This window comes from Shewanella sp. SM68 (genome assembly GCF_025653925.1).
Lineage (GTDB): Bacteria > Pseudomonadota > Gammaproteobacteria > Enterobacterales > Shewanellaceae > Shewanella > Shewanella oncorhynchi.
The window spans coordinates 282,883-304,185 of record NZ_JAKKRU010000005.1; the positions used below are offsets into that span (position 1 = coordinate 282,883).

Below are 21,303 nucleotides of genomic sequence, written 5' to 3' on the forward strand. Positions count from 1 at the left end.
AGGTTTTGATATCGGCTCTGCGATGGATTTAAGCAATAGGTGATACGCGCCTACTCATTCAATCTCATCATCCCAAAGTGTATTCGCTGCTAAAATACGAGCCCAAATAAAAGCCGCTTACTGCATAACAGTGAGCGGCTTTTTGTTTAGAGCAACGGATTTAGCTCAAGGTATTAATTTCTCACTAAATCCAATTCTTGGATTAAGTTATCGGCATGGTCGACTTCATCCATCATCCACAGGATATAGCGAATATCCACGTGCACCGCGCGAGTGATGGTTGGGTTGAAGAACCAATCTTTAGTGATAGCTTCATAGGTTGAGTCGAAGTTAAGGCCCACTAACTCACCTTTTCCGTTGAAGACTGGTGAGCCGGAGTTACCACCTGTGGTGTCCACGCTGGATAAGAAATTAACCGGTACTGAGTTAAATTCTTCTGGTTTATCTAAGCAAGAGAACAGACGGCAAATCCAGCCACGGGGATCTTGATACACGGATTTGACCAAGTGCTCACCAAAACGTTGCTCGTGAATTGCATCGAGGAGTTTTTTCGGCACATTATAGGGTTCAACGCCTGTGTGTTTTGCGACTATGCCATCAAGACGAGTAAACGGCTGTTTATAGAGCGCATCACGTGATTGATAACCATCAACCATGCCATAGCTGATCCGTAGCGTACCGTTGGCGTCAGGATAGACTGGCCAGTTGTTTGCTTTGTAGTATTCGATCACGGCCGCCATATAATCAGGGCGAGCACTAGACAGCTTGCCGTCTAAGATTTTTTCTGACTTTTCCTGTGCCATATTCGTGTCATAAAGTGCTACGGCTAAACGAATAAAGGGATCGGCACTGGTTTCGAAAGCGCTAGCATCGGCATTCATCCACGCGAGGCGCTTAGCTTGGTCTGTGAGCGTAGTGAGTGAGTACAAACCATCGAGTTTAGCTGCGAGATCGGCATCTTTAGTGTTCGCACTTAGCATTTCATCGAGTGCAGCTACGCGATTTGATTGGCTAAGGTAAGCACTTAAATCCTGTAGCCACAAAGTCTTATCAACAGTGACATCAAAACTTGAATCGATACGTTTAAGACGTGAGCTTAGCATAGCAATATCACGTTCTTGGTAGCCTTGCTCACGCTCGGCATCGGGCTTTTGTTTTTCTTTAGCAAGACGGTAGAGGCTGTTTGCTGCGGTTAACAATGTGCTCGATTGGGCATTGGTAAAGTAGTAATTACTTTGGAATGCTTGTTGTTGCTCGGCGAGTAACACTTCTAACTCAGCAATGAGATTTTGATTTAGTTTAGGGTTTTGTTTAAGCCAAGCTAAAAAATTATCTTCACGGCTTTGCTTAATGCCAATGATATCCGTTGCTTTAAAACCCGCTAATAGACCGTTGAGTTTCTTCATCCGGTTGGCCATTGAGGCCATATTACCTGCGTACTTAATGGCGATATCGGCATCTTTTTGTCCCATAGCCTCGATAGTATCAATCTGTAATTGATAGCGCTTAGCTTGGGTTGGGTACAACCAATCACTGGCAAATTTAAGTTCACTGGTCAGATTGTAACGGCTAGTCGTGCCTGGGTAACCCGCCACAAACACGCCATCACCGGCTTTTACGCCATCGGCATTGACCTTAAGGTAGCTCTTTGGTTGGTAAGGAATGTTATTGTCGCTATACGCGGCGGGTTTGCCATCTTTTCCGACGTAAGCTCGTAGGAAGGCAAAATCACCCGAATGGCGTGGATATTCATAGTTATCAATATCGCCACCATAGCCCCCAACACTTTCAGGTGGTGCGTAGACTAAGCGCACATCGCGGATCATCAATTGCTTGATTAAGTAGTATTCTAAGCCGTTATGGAAACTGCGCACATTACAACGATAGTTAGCATCGGCTTCACAGCTTTTGATGAGCGCTTTACTGTGATTTTGAATGTCTTCGTAACGACTTAGCGGGTCTTGGCTGAGGTCTTTATTGATTTGCGCGGTGACATTGGTCACTGCTTCTGTGATGTATAAACGTTCGTTAGGACCGGCAGAGGGTTCCTTGTCCATCGATGTTGCTAAAAAGCCTTGTTCTAGGTAGTTATGCTCTTGCTTAGTGTTATATTGTATCGCCTTGTAGGCACAATGGTGGTTTGTCACAACTAGCCCTTGGGGGGAGACAAAACTGGCGGTACAATAGCCCAGCCCAACCACAGCGTTCATTGGATAACTTGTCAGATCGGCCAGTTTTTCTGCCGGAATATCGATTCCGCGTTCACTGAGTTTGTCTGCAATTGAAGGCATTTGATAAGGTTGCCATTGTCCTTCGTCGGCAGTTGCTATGCCGGATGTCAGTACTAAGGCCGCAACCAATGCAATACGCATGTTCTTTCCTTATTGATTGTTAGAGTGTCCGTTGGAATGAAATAACAGGCGAGTGTAAACATCCTGTTTGCTTGACGCGGGTTTTATATCATATTTTGTTAAGTTGTTGGAAATCGGGAGCGTTAATGTCACAACAAGGTGCTTTTAAGCCTAAAAGTAAGCCAAGAGATTTGCAGCTTGATGGACTCAAGCTGCCACCGCATTCAATTGAGGCTGAACAATCGGTATTAGGCGGCTTGATGTTAGATGCCGAAGCGTGGGACAGGGTCGCAGAGGCTGTAGTAAAAGAGGATTTTTACTCTCGCTCACATAAGATGATCTTTTCTGCCATGCACAGATTGGTCGATTTAGGGCAACCGATCGATTTGATCACGGTTTCTGAACAGCTCGAAGTTGAGAACCAATTAGAAGATGCCGGTGGTTTTGCCTACTTAGGTGAGATTGCGAAAAATACCCCAAGTGCGGGTAATATTTTATCTTACGCTGAAATCGTCCGTGAGCGGGCCGTGGTCCGTGATATGATCCGCGTCGCACATGAGATTGCCGATGCGGGCTATAACCCAGAAGGTCGGGACTCGGGTGAATTACTCGACCTTGCTGAGAGTAAAGTCTTTAAGATCGCCGAGATGCGAACCAATGCTAATGAAGGTCCCGAAGGTATCAAAACCATTCTGGAAAAAACCGTCGATAAGATTGAACAGCTTTACAATAACCCCCATAACGGTGTGACTGGAGTATCGAGTGGCTTTAACGATTTGGATAAGATGACCGCTGGCTTCCAGTCCGGTGACTTGATTATCGTTGCGGCGCGTCCTTCTATGGGTAAAACCACCTTTGCGATGAACTTGTGCGAACAGGCCGCAATGAATGAAGATAAACCCGTACTTATTTTCAGTCTCGAGATGCCGTCAGAACAGATTATGATGCGTATGTTGGCCTCCTTGGGTCGCGTCGATCAAACTAAGATCCGTACTGGTCAACTCGATGACGAGGATTGGGCACGGGTTTCATCGACCATGGGTATCATGCTCGAGCAAGGCAAAATGTATATTGATGATGGTTCGGGATTAACCCCGACAGAAGTTCGCAGCCGCGCGCGTCGTATCGCCCGTGAGTACGGTGGTTTATCTATGATCATGATAGATTACCTGCAGTTAATGCAGGTGCCCGCCTTAAAAGATAACCGTACCTTAGAAATTTCTGAAATTTCACGCTCGCTGAAAGCATTAGCCAAAGAGTTGGAAATCCCGATTATTGCCCTGTCGCAGCTTAACCGCTCGCTCGAACAAAGGGCCGATAAACGTCCTGTTAACTCGGATTTACGTGAATCAGGCGCTATCGAGCAAGATGCGGATCTCATCATGTTTATTTATCGCGATGAAGTGTATAACAACGATTCTCAAGATAAAGGCACGGCAGAAATCATCATTGGTAAGCAACGTAACGGCCCCATTGGTCGGGTGCGGCTCACTTTCCAAGGGCAATTTTCGCGTTTCGATAATTATGCTGGGCCGCAGTTTGAAGAAGATTAATTGACGTTTAAAAACAGTCAGTTTGCGTTTGCAGAAGATGAGCTGTATTGATGTATTTTTTATATCCGTGACTTTTTATTTCCTGAGTAAACAAGGTAAATTTTGAACCCTTTTCCCCGTGCAGAAATTAGCAGTAGTGCACTGCAAACCAATCTCGCTGCGTTGCGTCAACAGGCACCAGCGAGTCGTGTGATGGCCGTCGTTAAAGCGAACGGTTATGGTCATGGATTATTGAATGTCGCTAATTGTTTAGTCAGTGCCGATGGCTTTGGCCTAGCACGATTGGATGAGGCCTTAGAATTACGAGCGGGCGGCGTGACAGCGCGTTTGTTATTACTAGAAGGTTTTTTCCGCGCCACCGATCTCCCGTTACTCGTCGGGCATGATATTGACACTGTAGTGCACCACAGCTCTCAGCTTGAGATGTTAGAGCAAACTGTGTTGTCAAAACCTGTCACTGTCTGGCTTAAAGTGGATTCAGGCATGCATCGTTTAGGTTTTACGTCCGAACAATTTTCAACGGTTTACGCAAGGTTAATGGCCTGTCCAAATGTGGCAAAACCGATCCATTTGATGACACATTTTGCCTGTGCGGACGAGCCTGAAAACACCTATACCTCAGTACAGATGGCGGCTTTTAATACGTTAACGGCAGGCTTGCCCGGATTTAGAACCTTAGCAAACTCTGCTGGTGCCTTGTATTGGCCTCAGAGCCAAGGCGATTGGATCCGTCCTGGTATTGCACTCTATGGCGTATCTCCTGTTACTGGTGATTGCGGTGCGAATCACGGGCTAGTTCCTGCGATGGAATTAGTATCACAGTTGATTGCGGTACGGGATCATAAAGCCAATCAGCCAGTCGGCTATGGTTGTTTCTGGACCGCGAAGCAAGATACCCGTTTAGGTGTCGTGGCGATTGGCTATGGTGATGGTTATCCTCGCAATGCACCGGAAGGCACACCCGTGTGGGTCAATGGTCGCCGTGTACCCATAGTCGGCCGTGTTTCTATGGACATGTTGACTGTTGACTTAGGTCAAGGTGCCCAAGATAAAGTAGGAGATAGTGCATTGCTGTGGGGTAAGGCATTACCCGTGGAGGAAGTCGCTGAACATATCGGCACTATCGCTTATGAATTAGTCACTAAGCTTACGCCAAGGGTTGCTGTTTGCTTAGCTTAACCCTGACAAATGGAAGTATTCTGGGACACTTTTTAGCAAGAAAACGGTGATTAAACACCGTTTTCTTTTATGTAAAGTGTCAGGATGAATAATTGCCACTACACGAATGGTTACTGCAAATAACACTATGAATTATAGTTATTTGTTAGCGGGAGAAATGTCGAACCTGTAGGACTGAGATAAGCAAAATAGTGGTTTGCAGTTCACAGTTGGCGACGCAATATGTTTTGGACCTGAGGATGAAGCTGTGCTGAACTGGTGTTAGGCGGCAAAATAGACGATAAAAATACCTCAATTCAGGTTACGGTAAACCAGCCGTTCTGATCTTTGTTATCTGGCTTTAAATAAGCGAATGAAACATAAGATCCAGAGCGACAGGATAGTTAATGTATTTTGAGCTGACTGGCTTGATGCATTTTAGCTGTTAGTTTTCAAAACATATTTCAATATAAGCAGTACCATGCGGGCTTGTAAATGGCATGATAATCTTAGTGCCATTAGCTTTATGGGAAATAGTATGGCCTTTTCCTGATACGACCATAGGAGTGGCCATTTCAAATTCATAGCCTTTTTGACCCAAAAGATTTTTTGCGCCACCAGTCACCATATTCGTAATTTCGCCTACTAAGTCAGTCACTTCCTCGTTAATTTTACCCGGGTTTTCGCCCAGCATATTCTGCATTATCTGCAAAACAAGCTTTTGTTCGAAGGTAATCGACAGTGATCCTTTTGTTTGGGGTCCTACAAGACCGATTAGACCGGACACATCACCCTTAGCTAAGTTATCTACTTTGATTTGGGGTTTGCCCGGCGTCAAATCCATGCTCGCCATCGTAGATATGACATTGAGCAAAGATTGGAGGAAAGGATTAATAAAATTAACGTTCATGCCTAAGTTTGTCCTCTTTTGAGCCTAAACCATGGAGTAATGGCATTGCTTAAGGCTATTAGAAAAGTTGCTTATCGACAGCAATCTTGATCACACTCTATCAGCTTAGATGAGACAGCTATAAATGTGAGGCTAATTTAAAGATATTCTTATCATTTATCTGAGTTATAGGCAGTTAAAGCTCCATATAACCGTGTCCTTTATTGTTTAGACAGTTTTGTATGATGGTTCATAAGTTTGCTTGGAAGACGCTTATCGTCAAATAGCGTTGTTTTACGTCTCATATATACAAAAATGGGCTGCATTAGCCCCATTCATAGTGGCTCATGAGTGCCGATGCTGCAAAGTTTTTTAGCCTTTTTATGGAGTAACTCGACTTTTATTAGTACTTGAACTTGTGAGAAGGCGTTGCTACTCAACTCTCTATCCCATCGCGTCTTACGTAATCCCATTTTATATGGCTATTTTCGGCATTGTGGAGTGCTATCAAAAAGGCGTCTTGGCCTTGAGTGTCTTAGCTGACTTTGTAAAAGTACGATGTTCGCTGTAAACTGTCTCACTTTTTGCTTCACCCTAACGACGCATTTGTAGTGTGTTGTTCAGTACGTGTTTTCAGGTCAATTACTGGGAACACCATCTTGAGCGCTCAATCTTATAATTTGGGATACCTCACAGGATGCCCGGCAATTAGACAAATGCACAAATGTGTAAAAACAGCTTAAAATGTGAGCGTGATGATTCAATCTAAAATGAGTAAAAACCCTGTTATATCAGCTATTCCAATCGTTAGGACCTTTTCCATTGCGCCCATGTTGGACTTGACGGACCGTCATTATCGTTATTTTGCACGTTTGATGTCGGCTAATGCTTTGTTATATACGGAGATGGTGACAACAGGAGCGATATTGCATGGTCGCGGTGATTACTTGGCGTATAACCAAGAAGAACATCCTTTGGCGTTGCAGTTAGGTGGCTCTAATCCCTTAGATTTGGCTCGTTGCGCTAAACTCGCTGCTGAGCGAGGCTACGATGAAGTTAACCTCAATGTGGGTTGTCCTTCCGATCGAGTGCAGAATGGTCGCTTTGGCGCGTGTCTGATGGCGGAACCTGAGTTAGTGGCTGAGTGTGTTGACGCCATGAAACAAGTCGTTGATATTCCTGTGACTGTGAAAACGCGTATCGGAATTGATGAACAAGATAGTTATGCGTTTTTAACCCAGTTTATTGATGTGGTCAGTGCAAAAGGGTGTACGGATTTTACTATCCATGCGCGTAAGGCGTGGCTTCAAGGATTAAGCCCAAAAGAGAATCGCGAGATCCCGCCGCTCGATTATGAGCGTGTGTATCAACTTAAGCGTGATTATCCTGCACTTAATATTGGTATTAATGGCGGCGTAACAACTCTCGAGCAAGCACAAATGCATTTAGTGCAGCTCGATGGAGTAATGATGGGGCGCGAGGCTTATCAGAATCCTTATATTCTGGCGCAGGTGGATCAAATATTGTGTGGCAGTCAAAAAGCAGTGATTAGCCGCGAGGCTGTGATTGAGGCTATGTTGCCTTATATTGAAGCGCATTTGCAGTCTGGTGGGCGACTTAATCATATTACTCGCCATATGATCGGGTTATTCCAAGGCTTACCGGGTGCCCGTGCGTGGCGTCGTTATTTGAGCGAAAATGCCCATAAAAACGGCGCTGGGATAGAAATGGTAATGCAGGCTTTTCAGAATATTCAGGCTGAAGTTGTAGAGTAATTCCACTCAACTTAAAAGATGGTGAAATTTACTAATTTGAGTAGTATTTTTCACCACTTGTTATTTTCCAATCCATCCCTATATCTCATCTTGTCCACATAAAATTTTTTAAAATGATTAAAATCATAATCTTAAGAATATTTTTATAAGTTGGCACGCAGTTTGTAATACTCCTTTCGTCAAGTTAATTAATCGAAAGGGATGCCATCATGTTTATGTTAACCATTAAAAAATCAGTACAAATGAGTGTGTTATTAGGCGCGTTAGTCGGTAGCGTTGCAGCACACGCAGAAGCCGCACCAATATCAGATGTTGTGGGAACTATTGAGCAAACATTAACTGCGCAGACACAAGAATTGTTCGTCAGTGTAAAGCGTGAATTTGTGATGTCATTGCAAACACAACTGGCTGAAAGTATTTATGACTTCAACAGTCAACTTAGCTTAAACGCTGAAAATAAAGGTGAATCGGCAAGTGCCGATGAATATAGCGCTAAGTAAAGGATCTGCTTATGTGGTTTGTAGCACCTTTGATGACATTGCTACTGTTACCTGTAATTAGTCTTGCGTTGTTTTCAGGCATTATTTGCTGGTTTCAGTGGCATAGTGTTAGTGATAAATAAGTTAGCGATCAACTGAGCCGAGGTTTTAGATGAAACGATTAAAAGTGCGTATGGAGAGTCCAGAGCGGTTAGTGTGTGGTGTTGCTGCAGGCATGGCGTGGAAATTTGATTGGTCTTGTTTTTGGACTCGTGCGGTGTGGGCTGGTGCAGTTGTATTTATGCCGGGTGTGAGTTTGTTGATTTACTTTGTTTTAGCACTGTTAGTTGATCAATGGAAAAAACCAGCCTAAGCATGCAGTGATGGCTGGCGTTCGATGAGCTCATAAATGGCTTGTTTTGATTTAAAATGTTGCAATTAAACCTATCAACAAGAGGGCACTTTGACCCTCATGCGACATGTATGTGCATACTGCCTTGTAGGCTACTTTTTCAAAAAAGCCTGAAATCTGCTTTTGGCTTCATCACTTTTTAGCCTAGCGCTAAATTGTTCAAGTTCTTGGTGCATTTGGTGTTGTACACGATTTTTATGCGGACGCATTAATTGACGTGTGATTTGTAGGGCTTGTGGCGGTTGATTTGCCAATTTTTTTGCCTGAGATAGTGCATAACTGAGTAAATCTTCATGGGCCACAATTTCGTTGATCATATTGAGTCTATGGGCCGTCTCGGCATTAAAGCTTTCACCAAGTAGCAGTAACTCAGCCGCTTTTTGATAACCAATGAGTTCAGGTAAGAGTAGGCTAGCCCCCGCTTCCGGCACGAGAGCCAAGTTGACGAAGGGAAGTTGAAATTTCGCCGTGTTGTCAGCGTATACCAGATCGCAATGTAGCAGTACGGTTGTACCAATACCGACGGCGGCACCAGAAACGGCAGCCACCAGAGGTTTTTTGAGTTCGAGCAGACAAAATAAGAAACGTACTGCGGGATGATTTGGCCCTAAGTCACTATTTTTCAAAAAGTCAGCAACATCATTGCCTGAGGTGAAACAATTATCTTGGCCATGGAGCATAAAGGCACGAATGTCGTTGTCTGCTTCACCTTCGATCAGGTATTCTGTCAGTTGTTTATACATATTAAGATCAAGTGCATTGCGTTTATCAGGGCGATTAAAGCTAATAATACGCACGCCCTGATCATCCTGAACCTGTATATGACTCATGGGTTGTTTCCTTTACGACGACATTGGGTAGACATGGAGTTTAAGACATTGAAACCAATATTCAAACAGCTGTTTAATTGTCTAGTTTTATCTTGTGCATCATTTTCAGCGTTGGCGAATGTAGTCATGACTGAAGGTCATATACGCGCCATGCCTGAGACAGTACCAAATACTGCCGCTTACTTTACGCTTGAAAACCACACAGATAAAGCGATTCGTCTTATCGGTGTCAGTACGACTGTGGCAAAGGATGCCCAATTACACACGATTATCGAAGACCAAGGCATGGTGAAGATGCGCCATGTTGAAGGTTTTGACATCCCCTCCCATGGCACATTAACGTTAACGCCGTCAGGGGATCACGTCATGTTGCTTGGCTTAAAAGCGCCATTGGTGTTAGAGCAACAAGTTGAACTGCAATTAGAGTTTGACGGTGGCGAGAAAATGGCAATTACCCTGCCTGTTAGTAAAGCAGCAGAAAACGCCGCAGAGCAAGAGCATCATCACCATCATTAAGGAGTCGCTTGATGCAAATTACATGGAAAAAAGTTACCGGGGTCGGTTTATTTTTAGTATTAATCGGTTATGGCGTGAGTGTATGGTGGAGTATCGAACCGGATCCAATTAGCCCTCAACAATTAACAGCATCCAATAAGAATATTGTTGGGTACGCTACTACTACATCGCTAATCCTCACAGTCGAAAATTTACTCGATAAGCAAGGTGGTTGGCTATCAAACGATGTGATGCCACCTTCCATCTTCATGGATAACATGCCCGCATTTGAATATGGTGCTTTGGAGCAAGCCCGTGATTTAGCCTTGATTATGCGTAAAGAGTTTAGCCGCTCACAGTCACAATCTGCGGCGGACAAAGATTTAGGCGAAGCCCAATCTAAGCTCAATATTGACCACACAAGCTGGTTAGTACCCAGTGCCGAAAGCGAATATCGCGATGCAATCAAATTGCTGAAGCTTTATCGTGCCCGCATGATGGACCCAAATAATCAAGATGCACAGTTTTATGCCCGTGCTGACAACCTTAATGAATGGTTGAAAGAAGTGCAGAAACGTCTGGGCAGTATGTCGCAGCGTTTATCTGCCAGCGTTGGCCAAGAGCGCTTAAATACAGACCTAGCCGGTGATAATTCGGCGCGTCAATCAACTCCAAATTTGACCAGCCATCAGGTAAAAACCAGTTGGTGGAAAATTGATGATGTCTTCTATGAGAGCCGTGGTGCTTCATGGGCGTTGTTGAACTTTATGCGCGCAGTTGAAGTTGACTTTGCTGACGTATTGAAGAAGAAAAATGCTGAAGTAAGCCTAAGACAGATCATTCGTGAGCTGGAGGCGACTCAGCAAACTGTCTGGAGCCCTGTTGTGCTGAATGGCAGCGGTTTTGGCTTAGTCGCTAATCATTCATTGGTTATGGCTAACTATGTGTCGCGTGCGAATGCCGCGGTGATTGATTTAACGAACTTGCTATCTCAAGGTTAATTATGAAAAAAACTCTCCTCGCCAGTGCGGTATTAGGATTCTGTATGGCCTCATCTGTCCAAGCGGCAACTGTGGTTGGTTTTACGATTGGTGGTGATTACTGGCGCGCCGATACTAGCGGTACTTTTGCTGATAAAGGTCAACCACAACAAACATTTGATTACAGTTCATCTGCTCAAGGCAGTTATTGGATTGCAGTTGAGCACCCATTGCCATTTGTCCCTAACATTAAAATCCGTGAAAATAGCTTAGATCAGAAAGGCGGCATGTCGGATGCTGATTTCAACTTCAATGGTCATGATTTTAAAGGTAATGTGACTGCTTATACTGATTTGAGTAACACAGACTTCGTGCTGTACTACGAAATATTGGACAACGACATAGTGTCGTTGGATCTCGGTGCAGCATACAAGTTAATGAATGGTTCACTGCGTGTTCAAGATCCTGGCCATCCAGAAGAGAAAGATGTCGATAGCGGTATTGTGATGGGTTACGCCAGTACGCATGTAGGTATGCCTGGCTTAGGCTTGTACGGTTTTGCTGATTTGATGCAGGGCGTCAATGAGTCAAGCGTGCACGACTATGCAATTGGTTTAGGTTGGCAATTTGATGGTTTGGCCGTCGATACGCGTGTACGTGTAGGCTACCGTGAATTTTTATTCGATGTGAGTAATTTCTCGGGGGTGAGTGCTGATACTAAATTTAAAGGTTATTTTGCGGGTGTTGAAATCAATTTCTAATTTTGTTGATTTTAACTTCTAAGCATAAAAAAACCGCCAAATGGCGGTTTTTTATATTTAATGACTGAGAGCGTTGTTACTGTGCAATCAAGCCATTATTGATGGCGATAACATCATCTTCATTCAATGTACCCGCAGCTTGCTTTAGTGCAACAACTGAGTTGATGTAGCTATAGCGCGCATCGGATAATTTACGTTTTGAGTCGTACAAGTCACGGGTACGGTTCAAAACATCAACGATAGTACGAGTACCCACTTCGAAACCCGCTTGAGTGGCTTTTAGGGCACTTTCTGATGAAATAACAGATTGCTCATAAGCTTTGATTGAGCTGATAGAAGCACCTACGTTGTTGTAGTTATTACGAACGTTTTTCACTACACCACGGTAAATTTGCTCAAGCTTTTCACTTGCTTCAACATACTGGAATTGTGCTTCATTAACTTGTGAGCTGACTTTAAAACCTTCGAAAATCGGAATGCTTAAGTTGACACCAACGCTGACATTATCAAAATCAGGTTCGTTGAGATTACCCATTTTTTGCTCAAGACCTTTGTTGTAACCGGCATTTAAGCTTAAAGACGGCATGTGGCCTGCTTGATAAAGCTTAATAGTCTCTTGGGCAATATCTTTACCAATACGTTGAGTCATTAAATCAACACTATTGGTTTCAGCAATTTTTAACCATTCGCTAGATGACGTTGGCGCTGGCGTAACGGCTGAGAAACGGTTGGTATCTAGCACATTAATCGTCTTGTGATCGATGCCGGTGATTTCACGTAAGGCTTCATAACTATTGGCGAGCGTGTTTTCGGCTAAAATTTCAGTGGCTGAGGCTAAGTCATATTGCGCTTGAGCTTCATGCACATCGGTAATCGCGGTTAAACCCACTGCGAAACGTTGTTTAGTTTGTTCAAGTTGACGCTCGATGGCGCGTTTTTCTGCACCTTGGAACTCGTAGTTGTCTTTCGCCGTTAATACATCGAAATAGGCTTTAGTGATACGAGTAATCAAGTTTTGTAATGCGGAAGCATAAGCGGAATCAGCTTGAGAAGCGGCTTTCTCAGCAAGACTTAAACCAACCCAAGCACTGTGATCATAGATGACTTGATTTAATTTCAGGCTACCTACTAGACCACTTGCATCATCCTTCGGATCATTCCAAGCTTTGTCATAACCGACGTTTGCACTAATGGTTGGCAACAGCGGAGCGCGGTTTTGCTCGATTTTCTCAAACAAACCATTACGCTGGGCTTGGGCTTGCAATACGAGCGGGTCGCTGGTCAGTGCTTGCTGATAAATTTGCAACAAATCATCTGCTTGCACCGCTGAAGCGGAAGCCGCAAGTGTTAATGCTGCGCATAAATTATGGATCTTAAATTTCATTTGCTGTCCTTATTAGACAAAATCCCCCCACGGAGGAATATTTTAACTTCGTTTAGACTAAGTAATGCCTTTACCAAGGCGGTTTGCGCTTCCCGACGCTTCCCGATACAGCTAAAACTTAATGACCTAGAGTCTAAGAACTCTGACACTTTCAAGTCAAATTCGAAGTGTAACAGATTTTATTTTAAAAATGTGCTCAAATTGCCTTGATTGTAGGCGCAAATTTAACTTTTAAGGATAGAGTATGAAACCCCCTGTTTTTTCGCAAACGGATATTGAGATCTTAGGAAAAAAATCCCTTTATCAAGGTTTTTTCTCAATGGACGAATACACTTTCAAGCATAAATTATTCGCTGGTGGCTGGAGTAAGCCTGTCACTCGCGAAGTGTTTGAACGGGGTCATGCTGTGGTCGTCCTTCCCTATGATGCCAAGCAAGATAAAGTCGTACTCATTGAACAGGTACGCTTTCCTGCATTAGCAACCGCTAAATCTCCTTGGCTTCTTGAGTTAGTCGCGGGTATGATTGCGCCCGCAGAAACGCCTCTGGATGTTGCACACCGAGAATTAATGGAAGAAACTGGCTTAATGGCTAAGCAAATACACAGTGTAAATAGCTATTTAGCGAGCCCAGGTGGTAGTACAGAACGTTTCTATTTCTATTGGGCTGATGTCGATTCAAACGACGCCCGTGGATTGCATGGATTAGCTGAAGAGCACGAAGATATTCGATTGCATGTCATGAGCCGCGAGCAAGCTTATGAGCGAGTGGTTGCGGGCGAGATTGATAATGCGTCGACCGTTATTGGATTACAATGGTTACAATTAAACTATCAGCAACTGGTTTAAGTTGGGATGAATTTGGCTACTTCGAGTCTAAAACGGCGCTATAAACCCAACGTCAGTGATTTTTTAGCACTGTGCGGGCGTAATTATGGCTACATGTTGAAATGGTTACCGTTAGAGATAGCTATCGGTGAGTCATGGCGACTCGAAGGTGAGTTTGGTATATTAGTAGTGCGAATTTTAGAAAATACCAAATATACTCAGCTAGTTGAGATATCTCGTCCCATCGAAATAAAGGAGTTTATCAATACTCCCAAGGTGTTAGTGAGAATTTATCACGATGCTAAATTAGCAGAAGTGTTAACTGGCCAACAGATTTACCAATTACGCCCAGTGTATGATTATCCCAATGTACGCATGTATCAAAGTGATGAAAAGTACCAGGTGAATGCATTCCTGGAAGAGTTATTAAAGATTGGTTACCAACACAGTGTCGTGTGCCAGTCTTAGAATTGGGTATTCAATGTGCTGAAAGAGGCTGTCTCTTACTCCATAGCTGAAGGGGAAAGCGTGCGTATCGTGCAAGTCACAGATCCGCATCTTTTTGCCGATCCTGAAGCTCAGCTATTAGGAGTTAATACTAGCAAAAGTTTTGCTGCCGTATTAAATACGATTAGAGCTGTGGACTATCCTGCTCACTTGATGCTCGCCACGGGCGATTTGAGTCAAGACTATTCGGCTGAGTCCTATCAGCAATTTGTGAAAGCAGTCACCCCCGTTGGCTTACCTTGCCATTATCTTCCTGGAAATCATGACGATCCACGGATCATGTATCTGCACATGCAGGGTGAACAGATTTTTGGGCAGCAGCGTATTCTGGCGGGAAACTGGCAAATCCTCATGTTGGATTCAACCGTGCGGGGAAAGCCTAGCGGCAATATGGCCGAGACTCAGTTCGAATTAATTGATGAAGCCATTGCCGCACATCCTGAATGCCATACTTTACTGGTGATGCATCACAATCCCATCGTTGTGAATTGTACTTGGTTGGATCAGCACTGCATGGACAATGGCGCCGAGTTTATCGCGCGAGTGGCAAAGTATCCGCAGGTCAAAGGATTGCTCTGGGGACATGTGCACCAATGTATTGATACCCATCATAATGGGCCCCATGGCACGTTGCAGTTGATGGCGACACCTTCCACTTGTATTCAATTTAAGCCGTTATCGCCTTATTTTGCCTTGGATGGCGTTCAACCGGGTTATCGTTTGCTGGAGTTGAAAGCCGATGGTAGCATCAACACTAAAGTGTATCGCGTACCGGGTAACCATTTTTCCCCCGACAACAACTCTAGCGGTTATTAACGCGAATAGCCGCAGCCTGAGGAAATATGCTGCTTTATATTCACGGTTTTAATAGCTCTCCATTTTCAGATAAAGCTGTGATGACGGCTAAGTACATGGCGCGGCATCATCCTAGTGTGGCCTTCCATCAGCCCCAATTGCCTAATACACCTAAGGCTGCGATGGTGCTCTTAACCGCTTATGTTGAGGCTGCGATTGATGCCAAAGAGCCATTAGCTTATATAGGCTCATCTTTAGGTGGGTATTTCGCCAGCTATTTAGCCGAAACCTACGGTGGCAAAGCGGTGTTAGTTAATCCTGCGGTAAAACCCTTTGAGTTGTTCGATGAGTTTATGGGGCCGCAATTCAATCCTTACACTGAACAGCATTATCTTGTCTTACCTGAGCATAAGTCTGAAGTCGCTGAATTTAATACGGCTGTGATCCGCAATCCGGATCGTTTTTTGGTATTATTGCAGACAGGTGATGATGTGCTGGATTATCGCGAAGCGGTCAATAAGTATCATCACTGTCAATTGCGAGTTGAAGCGGGTGGTGATCACAGCTTTGTTGGTTATGAGTCGCATCTGCAAACTGTAAGCCAATTTTTACACTTACCTTGACAAACTGACATGCCGAGCCGCAACATGGCCGGATATAACAACCTATAGCGTGCCCTATGACAAATCAATACACCTCTGACGCCATTGAAGTTCTCAACGGACTCGATCCTGTTAAACGCCGTCCAGGTATGTATACCGACACCTCCAGACCTAACCATTTGGGCCAAGAGGTCATAGATAACAGTGTCGATGAGGCATTGGCAGGTCACGCGACAAAAATTGAAGTTGTTCTACATACAGATAACTCCCTCGAAGTCACTGATGATGGCCGTGGTATGCCGGTGGATATCCACCCAGAAGAAGGCATTCCTGGGGTTGAGTTAATTCTGACCAAATTGCATGCTGGCGGTAAATTTTCGAATAAAAACTACCAGTTCTCCGGTGGTTTACACGGTGTCGGTATTTCGGTGGTTAACGCTTTGTCGCGCCGTGTCGAAGTCACGGTTCGCCGTGATGGCCAAGTGTATGACATCGCTTTTGAAAATGGCTTTAAGGTTGAAGATTTACGCCCAACAGGGACCTGTGGTCGTCGTAATACGGGGACTCGAGTGCATTTTTGGCCCGATGCGAGCTATTTTGATTCAGCTAACTTCTCAAATTCAAAACTGATTTATTTGCTTCGTGCTAAAGCGGTACTGTGCCCAGGTTTACGGATCAAATTCACCAATAAACAGACAAATGAAGTCCATGAATGGTTCTATGAAAGCGGCCTAACTGATTATTTAAAGGCGGCTATCGGTGACAATTTAAGATTGCCAGAAGAGCCGTTTGTGGGTTGCTTTAAAGGCCAACTAGAAGCCGCAGATTGGGCCATTACTTGGTTGCCTGAAGGCGGTGAATCCATTGGCGAGAGTTATGTTAATTTAATTCCGACTCCACTGGGTGGTACCCATGTGAATGGTTTCCGCCAAGGTTTATTGGAATCGATGCGGGAGTTCTGTGAGTTCAGAAATTTAATCCCCCGTGGTATTAAACTTTCACCCGAAGATATCTGGGATCGCGCCGCGTTTATATTGTCGGTGAAGATGCAAGAACCGCAATTCGCTGGTCAAACAAAAGAAAAGCTTTCTAGTCGCCAATGTGCTGCTTTTGTGTCTGGCGTTGTGCGTGACGCATTCTCACTCTGGTTGAACTCAAATACCGAGTTAGCTGAATCCTTAGCCGAAATGTGCATTAATAATGCCCAGAGCCGCTTAAAGGCCGCTAAAAAAGTGGCTCGCAAAAAGGTGACTTCGGGACCTGCACTGCCGGGTAAGCTAACAGACTGTAGTGGCCAAGATCCGATGCGCGGAGAGTTATTCCTCGTGGAAGGGGATTCTGCGGGTGGTAGTGCTAAACAGGCCCGCGATCGTGAGTTTCAAGCCATCATGCCGCTGCGTGGCAAAATCTTGAATACCTGGGAAGTAGATGCTTCACAGGTGTTAGCTTCACAGGAAGTCCATGATATTTCGGTCGCGATTGGTTGCGATCCCGATAGTAGTGATATCTCTGAATTACGTTATGGCAAGATTTGTATCCTTGCGGATGCCGACTCAGACGGACTGCACATTGCTACCTTGTTATGCGCGCTATTTTTGAAGCATTACCGCATCTTAGTTGAGCAGGGTCATGTGTATATTGCTATGCCGCCGTTGTTCCGTATTGATATCGGCAAAGAGGTTTATTACGCCTTAGATGAGGCAGAAAGAGCGGGTATTTTAGACCGTATTGCCGCTGAGAATAAAAAGGGTAAGGTACAAGTCACCCGCTTTAAGGGCTTGGGTGAGATGAATCCTTTACAACTTCGTGAAACAACGATGGATCCAAACACCCGTCGTTTAGTACAGTTGACGATAGATGACATCGAAGAAACGGATGCTTTGATGGATATGTTGCTCGCTAAGAAGCGTTCGCCGGACCGTAAAAACTGGCTTGAAGATAAGGGTGACATGGCTTTACTTTAATGTTGTGCACTATTGCCGATAACAATAAAACATAGGCATAAAGAAAATTACAATGTTGTATATTAAAACTAATAATTATAATTGCTTAAAGGTGTTTTCTGCCGGTTTTACGCTCTTAGCGAGTGTGACGTTATTGCTCTGCAATAGCGCCTTTGCGGGTTCCCAATCGATCATGATTACCGTCGCTAAGGGGTTTGGTTTATCGCTTTATGCCTCGGATATTGGCGATGCTAAGCAGATGGCGATGGGGGCTAATGGCACTTTATTTGTCGGTTCCAATAAGAGCGGCACTATCCATGCTCTCGTTGATAGTAATCAAGATGGTCGTGTCGATAAGCGCTATGTGATAGCCAAAGGGCTTGAATCACCCGATGCGATTGCATTCCACAATGGTGACTTGTTTGTCGCCACTGAAAATCAAATAGTGCGCTTTGTTGATATTGAGCAAAGATTGCGCCGCCCGAGTCGACCCAAAGAGATTTACAGTGACTTACCTTACTCAGAGAAGAAAAGTTCTCGGGCAATTAATTTTGGCCCAGATGGCCGTTTATATGTGTCTATTGGTGCGCCCTGTAACGTCTGTGAAGCGCCAGTGCCTTACAGTAGTATCATAGCGATCAATGTTGATACTGGCGCGAGTGAGCAGATTGCGGCTGGTGTGCGTGATGCAAGTGGATTTGATTGGTCGCCAATAGACAAAAAATTATGGTTTGCCGATCAAGGCCGTGATTGGATGGGGGACAACTTGCCACCCGATGAGATTAACCGCATCGATGTGATAGGAAGTCATTATGGCTTTCCTTATTTACATGCCAGTAGTGTTGTCGAACCTGCCTATGAAAAACCGAAAAACTTAAAAATCACTCTGCCAATGTATGAGTTGCCAGCCCATGTTGCACCCACGGGACTTGCATTTTATCGCGGCAGTCAATTTCCCGATATTTACCATAATCAGTTGTTTGTCGCCGAAAATGGCTCGTGGAATCGTTCGAGTAAAGTTGGCTATCAAGTAGTTATGCTTAAGATTGAAGATCAAAAAGTGGTGAGTCGTGAAACGGTTGTTAGTTTCCTTGACGGTGAATTTCCCGTTGCTCGACCCTTTGCGCTGTTATCGGCATCCGATGGTGCTATGTACATCTCCGATGATTTAAAAGGTAACGTGTATCGCTTGTTTTATAAGGGCGATAGTACTGAAGAAACACAGGAACTAGAAGAAAATGAGTGACGCTATCAAGTTAAGTCTCGATGGGGTAGAGCAAATGCCATTGCGGCGCTTTACCGAAGAGGCTTATCTGAACTATTCCATGTACGTCATTATGGACCGAGCCCTGCCACACATTGGTGATGGACTTAAACCGGTACAGCGTCGAATTATCTATGCGATGAGTGAGTTAGGTTTATCGGCTCAATCTAAGCATAAAAAGTCGGCCCGTACGGTTGGTGACGTATTAGGTAAATACCATCCTCACGGCGATAGTGCCTGTTATGAGGCTATGGTATTGATGGCGCAGCCATTTTCATATCGCTACCCGTTAGTCGATGGCCAAGGTAACTGGGGTGCCCCCGATGATCCTAAGTCATTTGCGGCTATGCGTTATACCGAAGCACGTCTCTCTAAATTCTCTGAAGTGTTACTCAGTGAACTGGGACAAGGTACGGTTGAATGGGGTGCTAACTTCGATGGCACTTTGAAGGAACCTAAAGTACTGCCTGCACGTTTACCGCATATCTTACTCAATGGTATTACTGGTATTGCCGTAGGTATGGCGACGGATATTCCGCCGCATAACGTGAGAGAATTAGTCTCCGCCTGCGTAGCATTGCTCGATGATCCTAAGCTTGAACTCGAGCAATTGATGGCCTTTGTACCAGGCCCTGATTATCCAACTGAAGCCGAGATTATTACCCCGTCTGCCGATATTGCAAAAATTTATGAGTCGGGCCGTGGGTCATTAAGAGCACGTGCGGTTTACACTGTCGATGGCGGTGAAATCATTATAACGGCGCTGCCGCATCAAGCCAGTAGCGGTAAAATCTTAGAGCAAATCGCCGGTCAAATGCAGGCGAAGAAATTGCCTATGGTGGCCGATTTACGCGATGAGTCGGATCATGAAAACCCAGTGCGTCTTGTGGTGGTGCCGCGCTCCAATCGCGTCGATTGCGATCAACTGATGGCGCATTTGTTTGCCACCACAGATTTAGAAAAGAGCTTTAGAGTTAACTTAAATGTGCTAGGTCTCGATGGGCGTCCGCGAGTTAAAGGGTTGAAAACCTTATTAACTGAGTGGTTAGAGTTCCGCGTTGATACGGTTAAACGTCGTTTAGAATATCGTTTAGACAAGGTGGTCTCGCGGTTACATATACTCGAAGCCCTAATGATCGCTTTCCTCAACATTGATGAAGTGATCGAGATTATTCGTTTTCACGATGATCCTAAAGCCGAGTTGATGGCCCGTTTTTCACTCAGTGATAAACAAGCTGAATCGATCCTCGAGTTAAAGTTACGGCATTTAGCTAAGTTAGAAGAATTTAAGATAACGGCCGAACAAAATGAGCTTGAAGCCGAACGCGAAAAACTGGAGCAGTTATTGGGCTCAGAGCGTCGCTTGAAGACGTTGATCAAGAAAGAATTAATTCAAGATGCCGAAACCTATGGCGATAATCGTCGCTCGCCAATCGTATTGCGTAATGAGTCCAAAGCATTAACTGAACAAGAGTTAACACCGACAGAAGCCGTGACTGTTGTCTTATCTGAAAAAGGTTGGGTGCGTTGTGCTAAGGGCCACGATATCGATCCTTTGTCGCTCTCCTATAAGTCTGGCGACCAATATCTATGTAGCGCGATGGGACGTAGCAATCAGGCCGCAGTGTTTATTGATTCGTCTGGGCGGGCTTTTGCGACTGATAGCCATACTCTGCCATCGGCCCGTAGCCAAGGTGAGCCTATTACGACTCGCTTCAATATGGCACCTGGCGAAACCATGCAGCATGTGTTGATGGGTGAAGAAGACCAATGTTACTTGTTAGCTACGGATGCGGGTTACGGTTTTATTTGTTCATACAACGATATGGTGTCGCGCAATAAGGCAGGTAAAGCCTTGCTGAGTCTACCAACAAACGCTAAATCATTAACGCCTAAGTTGATCGACCGCACTAAAGAAATGTCACTGCTAGCGATTACAAACGAAGGGCGGATGTTACTGTTTTCGCTAGAAGCGTTACCGCAATTATCCAAGGGTAAAGGTAATAAAATTATTGGCATACCAACCGAAAGGGCCAAGAGTCGCGATGAACTTATGACGCATTTACAATTAGTGCCGAGTGATACGCCGGTTACCTTGTGGGCAGGTAAGCGCAAGCTCACACTGAAGCCAAGCGATCTTGAGCATTATAGAGGTGAACGTGGTCGTCGTGGTGCAAAATTGCCTAGAGGATTACAACGTGTCGATAGCGTTGAATTAGGTGACGGTGGTGATACTTTAGCAAGCATCTAATGCTTTGTAATGGTTTCAATGCTGTAAAGAATTAAATGGGTTAACTAA

At 44.6% G+C, this 21,303-nt stretch carries 19 protein-coding genes; 15 read left to right on the forward strand and 4 right to left on the reverse strand.

Annotated elements, in window-relative coordinates:
* Nucleotides 1-173 precede the first annotated feature (173 nt).
* Nucleotides 174-2,372, reverse strand: coding sequence for a S46 family peptidase (locus tag L5M40_RS11035; protein ID WP_263176653.1), 2,199 nt, complete (start codon nucleotides 2,370-2,372; stop codon nucleotides 174-176).
* Between the two features lie 125 nt (nucleotides 2,373-2,497).
* Between L5M40_RS11035 and dnaB the strand changes: the two genes are divergently transcribed.
* Together dnaB and alr are read left to right on the forward strand one after the other, a co-directional pair.
* Nucleotides 2,498-3,904, forward strand: coding sequence for a replicative DNA helicase (gene dnaB, locus L5M40_RS11040; RefSeq protein WP_105251415.1), 1,407 nt, complete (start codon nucleotides 2,498-2,500; stop codon nucleotides 3,902-3,904).
* 102 nt (nucleotides 3,905-4,006) lie between these two features.
* Nucleotides 4,007-5,083 (forward strand): alanine racemase, encoded by a 1,077-nt coding sequence (alr, locus tag L5M40_RS11045; RefSeq protein WP_263146709.1) that lies wholly within the window; start codon nucleotides 4,007-4,009, stop codon nucleotides 5,081-5,083.
* 424 nt (nucleotides 5,084-5,507) lie between these two features.
* On the opposite strand, the gene L5M40_RS11050 is transcribed toward alr, so the two are convergent.
* Nucleotides 5,508-5,972, reverse strand: coding sequence for a chemotaxis protein CheX (locus L5M40_RS11050; protein ID WP_105251417.1), 465 nt, complete (start codon nucleotides 5,970-5,972; stop codon nucleotides 5,508-5,510).
* Between the two features lie 734 nt (nucleotides 5,973-6,706).
* Between L5M40_RS11050 and dusA the strand changes: the two genes are divergently transcribed.
* From dusA to L5M40_RS11065, 3 genes are all read left to right on the forward strand, one after another.
* A complete protein-coding gene (dusA, locus tag L5M40_RS11055) occupies nucleotides 6,707-7,726 on the forward strand; it encodes a tRNA dihydrouridine(20/20a) synthase DusA (RefSeq protein WP_411569083.1) in 1,020 nt (339 codons plus the stop codon).
* Nucleotides 7,727-7,935: 209 nt separating this feature from the next.
* Complete coding sequence (locus L5M40_RS11060) at nucleotides 7,936-8,226, forward strand: hypothetical protein (protein ID WP_263176655.1); 291 nt, start codon at nucleotides 7,936-7,938, stop codon at nucleotides 8,224-8,226.
* A gap of 151 nt (nucleotides 8,227-8,377) precedes the next feature.
* Nucleotides 8,378-8,578 (forward strand): PspC domain-containing protein, encoded by a 201-nt coding sequence (locus L5M40_RS11065; RefSeq protein WP_113941528.1) that lies wholly within the window; start codon nucleotides 8,378-8,380, stop codon nucleotides 8,576-8,578.
* 131 nt (nucleotides 8,579-8,709) lie between these two features.
* Here L5M40_RS11065 and L5M40_RS11070 read toward each other — a convergent pair whose 3' ends face one another.
* Nucleotides 8,710-9,447, reverse strand: coding sequence for an enoyl-CoA hydratase (locus L5M40_RS11070; protein ID WP_028761866.1), 738 nt, complete (start codon nucleotides 9,445-9,447; stop codon nucleotides 8,710-8,712).
* Nucleotides 9,448-9,480: 33 nt separating this feature from the next.
* Here L5M40_RS11070 and L5M40_RS11075 point away from each other — a divergent pair, with 33 nt between their 5' ends.
* From L5M40_RS11075 to L5M40_RS11085, 3 genes are read left to right on the forward strand one after another with little or no spacing between them, the layout of a single operon-like run.
* Complete coding sequence (locus L5M40_RS11075; RefSeq protein WP_028761867.1) at nucleotides 9,481-9,963, forward strand: copper chaperone PCu(A)C; 483 nt, start codon at nucleotides 9,481-9,483, stop codon at nucleotides 9,961-9,963.
* A gap of 11 nt (nucleotides 9,964-9,974) precedes the next feature.
* Nucleotides 9,975-10,943 carry a DUF2333 family protein gene (locus L5M40_RS11080; protein ID WP_105251468.1) on the forward strand — a complete coding sequence of 323 codons (969 nt, stop codon included), beginning with the start codon at nucleotides 9,975-9,977 and terminating at the stop codon, nucleotides 10,941-10,943.
* Between the two features lie 2 nt (nucleotides 10,944-10,945).
* Nucleotides 10,946-11,683 carry a TIGR04219 family outer membrane beta-barrel protein gene (locus L5M40_RS11085; protein ID WP_263176657.1) on the forward strand — a complete coding sequence of 246 codons (738 nt, stop codon included), beginning with the start codon at nucleotides 10,946-10,948 and terminating at the stop codon, nucleotides 11,681-11,683.
* Nucleotides 11,684-11,759: 76 nt separating this feature from the next.
* Here L5M40_RS11085 and tolC read toward each other — a convergent pair whose 3' ends face one another.
* Nucleotides 11,760-13,067: an outer membrane channel protein TolC gene (gene tolC / locus L5M40_RS11090; protein WP_105251469.1), complete on the reverse strand. Its 1,308-nt coding sequence runs from the start codon at nucleotides 13,065-13,067 to the stop codon at nucleotides 11,760-11,762.
* Nucleotides 13,068-13,311: 244 nt separating this feature from the next.
* On the opposite strand from tolC, the gene nudF reads away from it, so the two are divergent.
* From nudF to parC, 7 genes are read left to right on the forward strand one after another with little or no spacing between them, the layout of a single operon-like run.
* On the forward strand, nucleotides 13,312-13,914 hold the full coding sequence (gene nudF / locus L5M40_RS11095) for an ADP-ribose diphosphatase (protein WP_028759445.1): 603 nt from the start codon (nucleotides 13,312-13,314) through the stop codon (nucleotides 13,912-13,914).
* Nucleotides 13,915-13,920: 6 nt separating this feature from the next.
* The gene (locus L5M40_RS11100; protein ID WP_105251470.1) at nucleotides 13,921-14,361 is read left to right on the forward strand and encodes a DUF1249 domain-containing protein; all 441 of its coding nucleotides are present in this window, start codon (nucleotides 13,921-13,923) and stop codon (nucleotides 14,359-14,361) included.
* 15 nt (nucleotides 14,362-14,376) lie between these two features.
* A complete protein-coding gene (gene cpdA, locus L5M40_RS11105; protein ID WP_263256659.1) occupies nucleotides 14,377-15,216 on the forward strand; it encodes a 3',5'-cyclic-AMP phosphodiesterase in 840 nt (279 codons plus the stop codon).
* Between the two features lie 26 nt (nucleotides 15,217-15,242).
* On the forward strand, nucleotides 15,243-15,818 hold the full coding sequence (locus L5M40_RS11110) for a YqiA/YcfP family alpha/beta fold hydrolase (protein WP_105251472.1): 576 nt from the start codon (nucleotides 15,243-15,245) through the stop codon (nucleotides 15,816-15,818).
* A gap of 56 nt (nucleotides 15,819-15,874) precedes the next feature.
* Nucleotides 15,875-17,761: a DNA topoisomerase IV subunit B gene (gene parE, locus L5M40_RS11115; protein WP_105251473.1), complete on the forward strand. Its 1,887-nt coding sequence runs from the start codon at nucleotides 15,875-15,877 to the stop codon at nucleotides 17,759-17,761.
* 52 nt (nucleotides 17,762-17,813) lie between these two features.
* Nucleotides 17,814-18,986: a PQQ-dependent sugar dehydrogenase gene (locus L5M40_RS11120; protein WP_105251474.1), complete on the forward strand. Its 1,173-nt coding sequence runs from the start codon at nucleotides 17,814-17,816 to the stop codon at nucleotides 18,984-18,986.
* Nucleotides 18,979-21,255 carry a DNA topoisomerase IV subunit A gene (gene parC, locus L5M40_RS11125; protein ID WP_263176659.1) on the forward strand — a complete coding sequence of 759 codons (2,277 nt, stop codon included), beginning with the start codon at nucleotides 18,979-18,981 and terminating at the stop codon, nucleotides 21,253-21,255. Before L5M40_RS11120 ends, parC begins: the two co-directional genes overlap by 8 nt.
* Nucleotides 21,256-21,303 lie beyond the last annotated feature (48 nt).

Excerpts from the sequence above, each read along its gene's own strand:
- L5M40_RS11035 (WP_263176653.1), bottom strand. The coding sequence starts at position 2,372 with ATGCGTATTGCATTGGTTGCGGCCTTAGTACTGACATCCGGCATAGCA.
- dnaB (WP_105251415.1), top strand. The coding sequence starts at position 2,498 with ATGTCACAACAAGGTGCTTTTAAGCCTAAAAGTAAGCCAAGAGATTTG.
- L5M40_RS11050 (WP_105251417.1), bottom strand. The coding sequence starts at position 5,972 with ATGAACGTTAATTTTATTAATCCTTTCCTCCAATCTTTGCTCAATGTC.
- dusA (WP_411569083.1), top strand. The coding sequence starts at position 6,707 with ATGATTCAATCTAAAATGAGTAAAAACCCTGTTATATCAGCTATTCCA.
- L5M40_RS11060 (WP_263176655.1), top strand. The coding sequence starts at position 7,936 with ATGTTTATGTTAACCATTAAAAAATCAGTACAAATGAGTGTGTTATTA.
- L5M40_RS11065 (WP_113941528.1), top strand. The coding sequence starts at position 8,378 with ATGAAACGATTAAAAGTGCGTATGGAGAGTCCAGAGCGGTTAGTGTGT.
- L5M40_RS11070 (WP_028761866.1), bottom strand. The coding sequence starts at position 9,447 with ATGAGTCATATACAGGTTCAGGATGATCAGGGCGTGCGTATTATTAGC.
- L5M40_RS11075 (WP_028761867.1), top strand. The coding sequence starts at position 9,481 with ATGGAGTTTAAGACATTGAAACCAATATTCAAACAGCTGTTTAATTGT.
- L5M40_RS11080 (WP_105251468.1), top strand. The coding sequence starts at position 9,975 with ATGCAAATTACATGGAAAAAAGTTACCGGGGTCGGTTTATTTTTAGTA.
- L5M40_RS11085 (WP_263176657.1), top strand. The coding sequence starts at position 10,946 with ATGAAAAAAACTCTCCTCGCCAGTGCGGTATTAGGATTCTGTATGGCC.
- tolC (WP_105251469.1), bottom strand. The coding sequence starts at position 13,067 with ATGAAATTTAAGATCCATAATTTATGCGCAGCATTAACACTTGCGGCT.
- nudF (WP_028759445.1), top strand. The coding sequence starts at position 13,312 with ATGAAACCCCCTGTTTTTTCGCAAACGGATATTGAGATCTTAGGAAAA.
- L5M40_RS11100 (WP_105251470.1), top strand. The coding sequence starts at position 13,921 with ATGAATTTGGCTACTTCGAGTCTAAAACGGCGCTATAAACCCAACGTC.
- L5M40_RS11110 (WP_105251472.1), top strand. The coding sequence starts at position 15,243 with ATGCTGCTTTATATTCACGGTTTTAATAGCTCTCCATTTTCAGATAAA.
- parE (WP_105251473.1), top strand. The coding sequence starts at position 15,875 with ATGACAAATCAATACACCTCTGACGCCATTGAAGTTCTCAACGGACTC.
- L5M40_RS11120 (WP_105251474.1), top strand. The coding sequence starts at position 17,814 with ATGTTGTATATTAAAACTAATAATTATAATTGCTTAAAGGTGTTTTCT.
- parC (WP_263176659.1), top strand. The coding sequence starts at position 18,979 with ATGAGTGACGCTATCAAGTTAAGTCTCGATGGGGTAGAGCAAATGCCA.